Origin of the sequence: Mesorhizobium sp. M7A.T.Ca.US.000.02.2.1 (assembly GCF_003996995.1) — a bacterium.
Lineage (GTDB): Bacteria > Pseudomonadota > Alphaproteobacteria > Rhizobiales > Rhizobiaceae > Mesorhizobium.
Genome location: NZ_RZTT01000233.1, coordinates 1 through 9,592, shown reverse-complemented (window position 1 = coordinate 9,592; position 9,592 = coordinate 1). Strand labels below are relative to the sequence as shown.

At 63.7% G+C, this 9,592-nt stretch carries 13 protein-coding genes; all 13 read left to right on the top strand.

Annotated features, from left to right (window positions below):
* Positions 1-177 precede the first annotated feature (177 nt).
* On the top strand, positions 178-918 hold the full coding sequence (locus tag EOD15_RS20985; protein ID WP_127321417.1) for an SDR family oxidoreductase: 741 nt from the start codon (positions 178-180) through the stop codon (positions 916-918).
* A 211-nt stretch (positions 919-1,129) separates the two neighbouring features.
* On the top strand, positions 1,130-1,609 hold the full coding sequence (locus EOD15_RS20980) for a GNAT family N-acetyltransferase (protein WP_127321416.1): 480 nt from the start codon (positions 1,130-1,132) through the stop codon (positions 1,607-1,609).
* Positions 1,610-1,624: 15 nt separating this feature from the next.
* Complete coding sequence (locus tag EOD15_RS20975; RefSeq protein WP_127321415.1) at positions 1,625-2,008, top strand: ACT domain-containing protein; 384 nt, start codon at positions 1,625-1,627, stop codon at positions 2,006-2,008.
* A gap of 165 nt (positions 2,009-2,173) precedes the next feature.
* Positions 2,174-3,607 (top strand): aldehyde dehydrogenase family protein, encoded by a 1,434-nt coding sequence (locus EOD15_RS20970; protein WP_127326538.1) that lies wholly within the window; start codon positions 2,174-2,176, stop codon positions 3,605-3,607.
* 371 nt (positions 3,608-3,978) lie between these two features.
* Positions 3,979-4,389, top strand: a complete 411-nt coding sequence (locus tag EOD15_RS20960; RefSeq protein WP_127322437.1) for an MbcA/ParS/Xre antitoxin family protein — start codon at positions 3,979-3,981, stop codon at positions 4,387-4,389.
* Complete coding sequence (locus EOD15_RS20955) at positions 4,383-5,081, top strand: RES family NAD+ phosphorylase (RefSeq protein ID WP_127294914.1); 699 nt, start codon at positions 4,383-4,385, stop codon at positions 5,079-5,081. Before EOD15_RS20960 ends, EOD15_RS20955 begins: the two co-directional genes overlap by 7 nt.
* Positions 5,082-5,146: 65 nt before the next feature.
* A complete protein-coding gene (locus EOD15_RS20950; protein WP_127270864.1) occupies positions 5,147-5,479 on the top strand; it encodes a metalloregulator ArsR/SmtB family transcription factor in 333 nt (110 codons plus the stop codon).
* Positions 5,480-5,495: 16 nt separating this feature from the next.
* Positions 5,496-6,002, top strand: coding sequence for an arsenate reductase ArsC (locus EOD15_RS20945; RefSeq protein WP_127270862.1), 507 nt, complete (start codon positions 5,496-5,498; stop codon positions 6,000-6,002).
* Between the two features lie 5 nt (positions 6,003-6,007).
* Entirely contained in the window at positions 6,008-6,697 is a 690-nt protein-coding gene (locus EOD15_RS20940; RefSeq protein WP_127322436.1) for an MIP/aquaporin family protein, read from the top strand.
* Positions 6,694-7,116 (top strand): arsenate reductase (glutaredoxin), encoded by a 423-nt coding sequence (gene arsC, locus EOD15_RS20935; protein WP_127322435.1) that lies wholly within the window; start codon positions 6,694-6,696, stop codon positions 7,114-7,116. The genes EOD15_RS20940 and arsC overlap by 4 nt, the downstream gene beginning before the upstream one ends.
* Complete coding sequence (gene arsH, locus EOD15_RS20930) at positions 7,109-7,843, top strand: arsenical resistance protein ArsH (RefSeq protein WP_281035570.1); 735 nt, start codon at positions 7,109-7,111, stop codon at positions 7,841-7,843. The genes arsC and arsH overlap by 8 nt, the downstream gene beginning before the upstream one ends.
* 88 nt (positions 7,844-7,931) lie before the next feature.
* Positions 7,932-8,252, top strand: coding sequence for a metalloregulator ArsR/SmtB family transcription factor (locus EOD15_RS20925; RefSeq protein WP_127272114.1), 321 nt, complete (start codon positions 7,932-7,934; stop codon positions 8,250-8,252).
* Between the two features lie 44 nt (positions 8,253-8,296).
* A partial coding sequence (locus EOD15_RS20920; RefSeq protein ID WP_127408790.1) for an NAD(P)-binding domain-containing protein occupies positions 8,297-9,592 on the top strand: 1,296 nt, incomplete at its 3' end.

Genomic DNA, 9,592 nt, shown 5'->3' with positions numbered 1-9,592 from the left:
GATCATGCACCAGGGGCTCGGCTCATCGAAGGTTTTTCCAAGCAGTGCGACCAGGAACGCCAGACGCTTGACGAGGTCACCGGCTGGCTCGGTCGGGTCGAATTGCCCGGCTGAGGCGCCAGTTCGAACGCTCAGGCTGCCGTGGGCAGCGAAGCCGACAATCAGAAGGATGAGATCATGGCCGAGAACATCAGGGACAAAGTCGTCGTCATCACTGGCGCCAGAAGCGGGCTGGGCGAAGCCGCCGCACGGCTTCTGGCCAGGGAGGGCACGAAACTGGTGCTGGGCGCACGCCGCCTCGACCGGTTGCAGGCGCTGGCCGGCGCGCTTTCACTTGGCGAGGGCGCCATCCTTCAGACCGACGTCACCGATGTCGGCCAGGTCCGGCATCTGGTCGACCATGCGGTCGAGACGCACGGCCGCGTCGACGTCATGATCAACAATGCCGGCCTGATGCCGCATTCCCCGCTGGAGCGCGGCAAGGTCGAGGACTGGGACCGGATGATCGACGTCAACATCAAGGGCGTGCTCTACGGCATTGCCGCCGCGCTGCCGCACATGAAGACGCAGAAGAGCGGCCACATCATCAACGTATCGTCGGTCGCCGGCCACAAGGTCGGGCCGGGCGGAGCGGTCTATGCCGCGACCAAGCACGCGGTGCGCATCATCTCGGAAGGCCTGCGCCAGGAAGTGAAACCCTATAACATCCGCACCACCATCATCTCGCCCGGTGCCGTGGCGACCGAACTGCCCGGCAGCGTCACCGAGCCCGATGTCGCCGAGGGCGTACGCGCACTCTACGACCGGGTGGCCATTCCGGCCGATTCTTTTGCCAGGACGGTGGTGTTCGCCATGAGCCAGCCTGACGAGGTCGACATCAACGAGATATTGTTCCGGCCGACGGCGCAGGAATACTGAAGCCGTTGTAGGTGTCTTGACGCGCCGCTCTTCCTGTTCCAGCTTGGCGCCATGTTCGTCCTCGCGCCCACCAAGCGACGCCGCCCCTGCACGATGCGGAGCGGCAGACTGACTGCGCGACGACAAAGACCGGCAGGATAGACCCGGTTCTTTCGTTTCCAGCCCCGCCCGCGAAACCGCCGGCGGGGTTTTTCATGTCTGGAGCACTTTGATGACCAACAATTCTTCCATCCGGCTTCGGCCGGCCGTGCCTGCTGACGCCGCCGCGATCCGGGATATCGTTCGCGCCGCCTATGCCAAATGGGTGCCGGTGATCGGCCGCGAGCCGCTGCCGATGCGCGCCGACTATGACAAGGCCGTTGCCGAGCATCCGTTCGATCTCGCCGTGGAGGATGATCGGATCGTCGGGCTGATCGAAACCGTGCTGGCCGAGGATCACCTGTGGATCGAGAATGTCTGCGTCGCACCGGATGCGCAGGGCAGGGGGATCGGCCGGCTGTTACTGGAACTGGCCGAGCGCAAGGCGACCGGAGCGGGACGCGCCGAGCTTCGCCTGCTGACCAACGGCGCCTTCGACGCGAATGTGTCGCTCTACAAGAGGCAGGGCTATGTCATCGGTAGGGAAGAGCCGTTCATGAACGGCATGACGGTCCACATGAGCAAGAAGCTCGCGGGATCACCGGCGATCTGAGGAAGGAGATCGACAATGGCCATCTGCGTCAGGCACAAACAACTCTCAGGGTTTTACGCGGTTGCCCGGCTGGCGGCGGGCGAGACCATCCCCGGTTGGGCGGACGGGCCAAGCTTCGTCAGTATCACAAGGACTGACGACGAGCTTTCGATCGTTTGCCTGCAGGATCGTGTGCCGGATAGTGTCAGGCAGGACGGTGACTGGGTAGCCTTCAAGCTTCAGGGGCCGTTTGCCTTCGACGAAACCGGTATCGTGCTGTCGGTCATCAGGCCGTTGTCGGAAAACGGGCTGGGCATCTTCGTGGTGTCCACTTTCGATGGCGACCATCTGTTGGTGAAAGCGACGGATCAGGCCGCGGCGAGGCGATTTCTGGTCGAGGCCGGGCATATCCTGCTGTAGTCTATCCTCACCAAGCCGGGTGCTGACCCAACCGCTCTGGCTCAATCACTGCCGCACTGGCTCAACCACTTCGGGGGTTGCGTTTGACAGCGGCGTTTGTGCATCGTTATCTCCAGCCACATATGACGGCCGGCACGGCCATGCGGTGCATCCCAAGGAGAAACCATGTCACACAATCTGCAGTTCTATATCGATGGCGCGTGGGTCGATCCTGTTGTGCCCAACGCTTTCGATGTCATCGATCCCTCGAATGAGGACGCCTTTGCGCAGATTTCGCTCGGCTCCAAGGCCGATGTCGACAAAGCGGTGGCTGCCGCCAAGCGCGCCTTCAACAGCTTTGGTTTCACCGAGGTTGGCGAGCGGCTCGACCTGTTGAACCGCATCATCGCGGTCTACAAGAAGCGCAGTGGCGATCTTGCCGTCGCTGTGTCACGCGAGATGGGCGCGCCGCGCCAGATGGCGTTGGACAGCCAGGTCGGCATCGGTCTTGCGCATCTGCAGAAGATGGCCGACGTGCTGAAGAGTTTCGAATTCCGCCACGTCAAGGGCAACCATCTGGTGGTCAAGGAGCCGATCGGCGTCGTCGGGCTGATCACGCCGTGGAACTGGCCGCTCAACCAGATCACCTGCAAGGTCGGCCCGGCGCTTGCTGCCGGCTGCACCATGGTGCTGAAGCCCTCCGAGATCGCGCCGCTCGACGCCATCATCTTCGCCGAAATCCTCGACGAGGCCGGCGTGCCGAAGGGCGTCTTCAACCTCGTCAATGGCGACGGACCGGGCGTCGGCCAGGCGCTGTCCAGCCATCCTGACATCGACATGATGTCGTTCACCGGTTCAACCCGTGCCGGCATCCTGGTGGCCAAGGCCGCCGCCGACACGGTCAAGCGCGTGCATCAGGAGCTTGGCGGCAAGTCGGCCAACATCCTGTTCGGGGATGTCGACCTCGCAAGCGCCGTCAGCAAGGGCGTCGCCGGCTGCTTCAGCAACAGCGGCCAGTCCTGCAACGCGCCGACGCGCATGTTCGTGCCGCGCGACCGCCATGACGAGGCGGCCGGCTATGCCAAGGCCGCGGCGGAAAAGTTCACCGTCGGCCCCGCCGACGCTGCCGGCACCAAGCTTGGCCCGGTCGTCAGCCAGATCCAGTTCGACAAGATCCAGGACCTGATCCAGGCCGGCATCGATGAAGGTGCGACGCTGGTCGCCGGCGGCCCCGGCCGTCCGGCCGAACTCAACCGCGGCTATTACGTCAGGCCGACGGTGTTCGCCGACGTCACCCACGACATGCGCATCGCGCGCGAGGAGATCTTTGGGCCGGTGCTGGCGATCATGCCCTATGACAGCGTCGACGAGGTGGTCGAGACCGCCAACGACACCGTCTATGGCCTCGCTTCCTATATCCAGGCCAAGGACATGAAGAAGGCGCGCGAAGTGGCGGCGCGCATGCGCACCGGCAATGTCTACATCAACTATCCCCAGTGGGACGCCGGCCTGCCGTTCGGCGGCTACAAGCAGTCCGGCAATGGCCGCGAATATGCCGAATACGGGCTCGAGGATTTTTTGGAGATCAAGGGCATCGCGGGGTATGAGGCGGCGGAGTAAAATTGGTCAGAGCGCGCCACGATATGTGGCGCGCTGTCCGTCCGGTATCGCCGAGGTCAGCGCCGCCCCTCATTGCCCTGCCGGGCATTTCTCCCCGTATAGTGACGGGGAGAAAGACGCCGTCATGGACGGTTTCGCCAATCTCCAATGTTGCAGAATAGGCGCCAGCGATGCGGCCATCTCCCTTCTCCCCGTCACTATACGGGGAGAAGGTGCCGGCAGGCGGATGAGCGGCGGCGCCGACTTTGGCGATTGGTGGCCTTCACAAGACGGAAGCTGTCATTGGCCTGAAAGCGATTGGCCCTGCCTTGCTGATCTCCTTGCCAATTGGCAAATGCATGCTATATATCTGCCAATAGCGAGGCAACAAAATGCAGCTTCAGTCCATTGTCACGACACCGGCCACGGTTGGCAGCGTCATATCGGATGACGAGGCCGGCGCGCTGGCGCGCACCACGGTCAATCTGTTCAAGGCCTGGAATCTTAGCGACGTCGAGGCCTGCATCCTGCTCGGCGGCATATCGGCCCGCACCTGGGCGCGCTGGAAGGAAGGTGGCGTCGGCAGGATCGACCGCGACCTGCGCACCCGCATGGCGCATCTGATGGGCATCCACAAGGGCCTGCGCTATCTGTTCACGGACCCGGCGCGCGGCTATGCTTGGATACGCAAGCCCAATGCCACCTTCGGCGGCCAGTCGGCCCTCGACCTGATGCTGCGCGGCGAAATCTCCGATCTCTCGGCGATGCGCGAATGGCTCGATGCGGAGCGTGGCGCATGGTGAGTGGACTTGCCGTCAGGCGCCGCGTCGACTGGCACCAGACCTTCCGCATCATCCGCTCCATCCATCCGCCCATCGACCTCTTCGAGGACATTGCCGACCCGCGCGACTGGGAGGCGCTTGCCGCCGTCGAGGCGAAGACCAACCCGCGCATAAGGTTCGAGATCGGCGATCTCGGCAAGGTGTCGGCCGCAAGGCGGGTTTCCGGCCCCGGCGCCAGCTTCGTGATGGCGCCCTTCGTGCACTGCTCGACGCTGAGGCCAGGCCGCTTCTCGGATGGCAGCTACGGCATCTACTATGCCGGCGACAGTGAGGACGTCGCTCTGGCCGAGACCATCCACCATCATCAGAAATTCATGCGCGCCACCAACGAGGGGCCGGGCTGGACGGCGGATTTCCGCGTGCTGATCGGCAGCGTCGACCGCGACCTCGATGACGTCAACGCGGTGCCCGGCGTGCTCGACCCGGATGACTATTCCGCCTCGCAGGCGGAAGGGCGGGCGCTGCGGGCAGCAGGCAGCGACGGACTGGTATGGAACAGCGTGCGCATGCCGGGCGGCGGCTGCATCGGCATCTTCTGGCCCGATGTCATTACCATTCCAGTGCAGGGTCGCCACTACAGCTACCACTGGGACGGCGCCCGCGTCGACTTCGTGCGCCAGCACGATACGGGAAAGGTGCTTGCCGTCACATGATGGCGGCGGACACGCTTTACAGATCGCTGGGAGGCCGATATCCATAAATCCGAGGATTCGGATATATGGATAAGAAAAGCACTTTGAACGCGCTGGCCGCACTTGGCCAGGAGACGCGGCTGGATGTCTTCCGGCTGCTCGTGCGTGCCGGTCCGGAAGGCATTCCGGCGGGCGAGATCGCCACGAGGCTGGACACGGTCCAGAACACCATGTCGGCGCATCTGAAGGTGCTCGCCCATGCCGGGCTGATCCGTCCCGAACGCGACGGAAGGACCGTGCGCTATGTCGCCGACATGACCGGCCTGCGCGACCTGCTGGCCTATCTGATGGAAGATTGCTGCAATGGCGCGCCGGAGCTCTGCCAGCCCGTGATCCAGGCGGTCACCTGCAAATGCTAGAAGGGAGGCATGCACCATGAGCGAACCGTACAACGTTCTTTTCCTCTGCACCGGCAATTCGGCGAGGTCGATCATCGCAGAGGCGATTCTCAATCGTATTGGCGCCGGCAAGTTCAAGGCCTATTCGGCCGGGTCGCATCCCAAAGGGGCGGTGCATCCCTACACGCTCCAGCTTCTGAAGAACCTCAATTACGACACGTCCTTTGCCCGTTCGAAGGACTGGGAAGAATTCGCGGTTCCCGGTGCGCCGGAGATGAATTTCGTTTTCACGGTCTGCGACAACGCCGCCAATGAATCGTGCCCTGTCTGGCCAGGACAGCCGATGACCGCACATTGGGGCGTGCCTGATCCGGCTGACGCGGAGGGCACCGATGCCGAAAAACATCTGGCCTTTGCCGAAGCCTATCGCATGCTCAACAACCGGATTTCGATCTTCATCAGCCTGCCGATGAGCATGGTCGACAAGCTTGCCCTGCAGAAGCGGCTGGATGAAATCGGCCGCAACCTGCCGAAGGCCGGCTGAAGCTCGTGGCGAACGACCTGCCACGCCGCATCGTCGCGGAAGCCTTGGGAACCGCGCTGCTCGTCGCGACCGTGGTCGGCTCCGGCATCATGGCCGCCCGGCTGACACACGACGTCGCCGTTTCGCTGCTCGGCAACACGCTGCCGACCGGGGCGATCCTCGTCGTGCTGATCACGATACTGGGACCGATCTCGGGGGCGCACTTCAATCCGGTTGTCACGCTGGTGTTCGCGCTTCGCCGCGAGATCGAGGCGAACGCGGCGCTTGCCTATGTCACCGCCCAGGTCGTGGGCGGCATTGCCGGGACGTTTCTGGCCCATGCCATGTTCGAACTGCCTATCCTGCAGGCCTCAGCGACGGTGCGGACCGGAACCGGGCAATGGCTCGCGGAGGCAGTCGCCGCCTTCGGCCTTGTGTTCACCATCCTGGCAGGCTTGCGCTTCCGCTCCGACGCGATCCCGTGGCTTGTCGGGCTGTACATCACCGCCGCCTACTGGTTCACGGCCTCGACCTCCTTCGCCAACCCGGCTGTCGCGATCGCCCGCGCCTTTTCCGACACGTTTTCTGGCATCCGTCCGGTCGACCTGCCGGGCTTCATAGCCGCCGAATTGCTGGGGGCGCTGCTGGCCATGGCCCTGGCGGGCTGGCTGCTCGCCGAACCGAAATCAACAAGACAGATGAAGGCTGCCGAATGACCGTCACCATCTACCACAACCCCGATTGCGGCACCTCGCGCAACACGCTGGCCATGATCCGCCAGTCCGGCGAAGAGCCGGAGGTGATCGAATATCTGAAGACGCCACCGTCGCGCGAAAGGCTGGTCGAGTTGATTGCCGCGATGGGCATGATGCCGCGCCAATTGCTGCGCGAGAAGGGCACGCCTTACGCGGAACTCGATCTCGGCAATCCCAAGTGGACCGACGATGAAATTCTGGATTTCATGATGGCGCATCCGATCCTGATCAATCGGCCGATCGTGGTGACGCGTCTCGGCGTCGTTCTCGCGCGACCTTCGGAAGCGGTTCTCGATATCCTGCCCAACCCCGATATCGGGCTGTTCGTTAAAGAGGATGGCGAAGTCGTCGTCGACACCAAGGGCAAGCGCATTGCCTGAGCAGAACCAGGTCGCCGATGACACGCTGCCGAACGTCGACGAAGAGCAGTTTCGACCGATCGATATGCAGGTTCTGCTGGACGCGGCTAGGTCCATTCACAAGCCCCGCGTGCTGATGCTCTACGGATCGCTGCGGGAGCGGTCCTATTCCCGCCTCGTCACCGAGGAGGCCGCGCGAATCCTTCGCCGCCTCGGCGCCGAGGTTCGCATCTTCAATCCTTCGGGCCTGCCGCTGCCGGATTCGACGTCCGCCGAGCATCCCAAGGTCAGGGAATTGCGGGACCTGTCGATCTGGTCGGAGGCTCAGGTCTGGTGCTCTCCGGAACGGCACGGTTCCATGACGGGGGTGATGAAGGCGCAGATCGACTGGCTGCCGCTGTCGATGGGCGGAGTACGACCGACGCAGGGCAGGACGCTCGCCGTCATGCAGGTCTCCGGCGGCTCCCAGAGTTTCAACGCCGTCAACCAGCTCCGCATCCTTGGCCGCTGGATGCGAATGGTCACCATCCCCAACCAATCGTCGGTCGCCAAGGCTTTCGCCGAGTTCGACGAAGCCGGCCGCATGAAGCCGTCATCGTATTACAACCGGATCGTCGACGTGATGGAGGAGCTGATGAAGTTCACCCTGCTCCTGCGCGACCGCTCCAACTACCTGACGGACCGCTATTCCGAGCGGGTCGAGAGTGCGGAAGAGGTCGCCAAGCGGGTCAACCAGCGGTCGATCTGAGGCACCTTTGACGGTGCCTGGGTTTCGTATTTCCATATTTTTCGAAATTTGGGTTGACGATGCGAAAAGTGCCGTATAGTTTATTTCCATGAAACTCGAAAAAGCAGCCTCCCAGCTCGAAGCGCTCGGCAACCCGACGCGGCTTCAGCTCTATCGCATCCTGGTGCGCGCCGGTGACGACGGGCTTGCCGTCGGCAGCGTCCAGGGCAAGCTCGACATTCCGTCCTCGACGCTGTCGCATCACCTCAAGCGGCTGGTCGACACCGGTCTGGTGACGCAGGAGCGGCAAGCGACGACGCTGATCTGCCGCGCCAACTATCCCGGCATGAATGCGCTGATCGGCTACCTCGCCGACGAGTGCTGCGCCGACGCCGCCTGCGCGCCCGCCGCCGGCAAAGCGCTGGCTTGATTTTTTTGCGCTTATAATTCGAACATACCGGAAGGATGGAACCTATGGACATGATGGCAAACCTTCCCGTCGCGGTGATCGGCGCCGGCCCGGTCGGGCTGGCAGCCGCGGCGCATCTGGTCGAGCGCGGCATCACTCCGCTCGTCCTGGAACGCGGCGAAAGCGTGGGTGCGGCGCTGCTCGATTGGGGACATGTGCGGGTGTTTTCGCCATGGAAGTACAACATCGATGCGGCGGCGCGGGCGCTGCTCGACCGCTCCGGCTGGACGGCGCCGGACAGCCAGGGCCTGCCGACCGGCGGCGAGATCGTGCGCGATTATCTGGCGCCGCTTGGCCGGCTTCCCGCGATCGCCGCCAATTTGAAGCTTGGCGCCGAGGTCACAGCAATCACCCGTCAGGGACACGACAAGGTTGCCAATGATGGCCGCAAGGACGCGCCCTTCGTCATCCGCTATCGCGATGCCGGCGGCGAACACCGCGTTCTCGCGCGCGCGGTCATCGACGCGTCCGGAACATGGTGGCGGCCAAATCCGATCGGCGTCGACGGGCTGCCGGTTGCTGGCGAAAGCGAGGCGTCGGCACGCATCGCCTATGGCATTCCCGACGTGGTCGGCAAGGCGAGAGAAGACTATGCAGGCAAGCGCATCCTGGTCATCGGTGGCGGGCACTCGGCCATCAACGTCGCTTTGGCGCTGATGGAGTTGCAGGACGCGGCACCGGGCACCGAAATCTTCTGGGCGCTGCGCCACGCCAGCATCGAGAGATTGCTCGGCGGCGGGCTGAACGACCAGTTGCCTGAACGCGGCGCGCTTGGGCTGGCGGCCAGGCAGGCGATGACGGATGGCAGGCTGGACATGCTGACGTCTTTCGCCGTCAACGGCATCGAGACACAGGGCGAGGGACTTGTCGTCGACGCCAACCTGGGTGGCAAGCCGTTCAACCTGGCCATCGACCGCATCGTCGTCACCACAGGCTTCAGGCCAGACCTGTCGTTCCTGAGCGAAATCCGCATCGCGCTCGATCACGCCGTCGAAGCGCCGCCGGCACTGGCGCCACTGATCGATCCAAACTTCCACTCATGCGGCACGGTTCCGGCGCATGGCATACGGGAACTCGCGCATCCCGAACCCGGCTTCACCATCGTTGGCTCGAAATCCTACGGCCGTGCTCCGACTTTCCTGATGGCGACCGGCTACGAGCAAGTCCGCTCGGTGGTGGCCGATATTGCCGGAGACCATGCCGCGGCCCGCGAAGTCCGGCTGGTGCTGCCGGAGACCGGCGTGTGCAGCGCCGTCGGTGTCGTGACGGTGTCGGCAAGCGCCGGCTGCTGTGGCGGGGCC

Bases quoted from the DNA above. Each gene is read 5' to 3' on its own strand.
- EOD15_RS20985 (WP_127321417.1), top strand. From the start codon at position 178: ATGGCCGAGAACATCAGGGACAAAGTCGTCGTCATCACTGGCGCCAGA.
- EOD15_RS20980 (WP_127321416.1), top strand. From the start codon at position 1,130: ATGACCAACAATTCTTCCATCCGGCTTCGGCCGGCCGTGCCTGCTGAC.
- EOD15_RS20975 (WP_127321415.1), top strand. From the start codon at position 1,625: ATGGCCATCTGCGTCAGGCACAAACAACTCTCAGGGTTTTACGCGGTT.
- EOD15_RS20970 (WP_127326538.1), top strand. From the start codon at position 2,174: ATGTCACACAATCTGCAGTTCTATATCGATGGCGCGTGGGTCGATCCT.
- EOD15_RS20960 (WP_127322437.1), top strand. From the start codon at position 3,979: ATGCAGCTTCAGTCCATTGTCACGACACCGGCCACGGTTGGCAGCGTC.
- EOD15_RS20955 (WP_127294914.1), top strand. From the start codon at position 4,383: ATGGTGAGTGGACTTGCCGTCAGGCGCCGCGTCGACTGGCACCAGACC.
- EOD15_RS20950 (WP_127270864.1), top strand. From the start codon at position 5,147: ATGGATAAGAAAAGCACTTTGAACGCGCTGGCCGCACTTGGCCAGGAG.
- EOD15_RS20945 (WP_127270862.1), top strand. From the start codon at position 5,496: ATGAGCGAACCGTACAACGTTCTTTTCCTCTGCACCGGCAATTCGGCG.
- arsC (WP_127322435.1), top strand. From the start codon at position 6,694: ATGACCGTCACCATCTACCACAACCCCGATTGCGGCACCTCGCGCAAC.
- EOD15_RS20925 (WP_127272114.1), top strand. From the start codon at position 7,932: ATGAAACTCGAAAAAGCAGCCTCCCAGCTCGAAGCGCTCGGCAACCCG.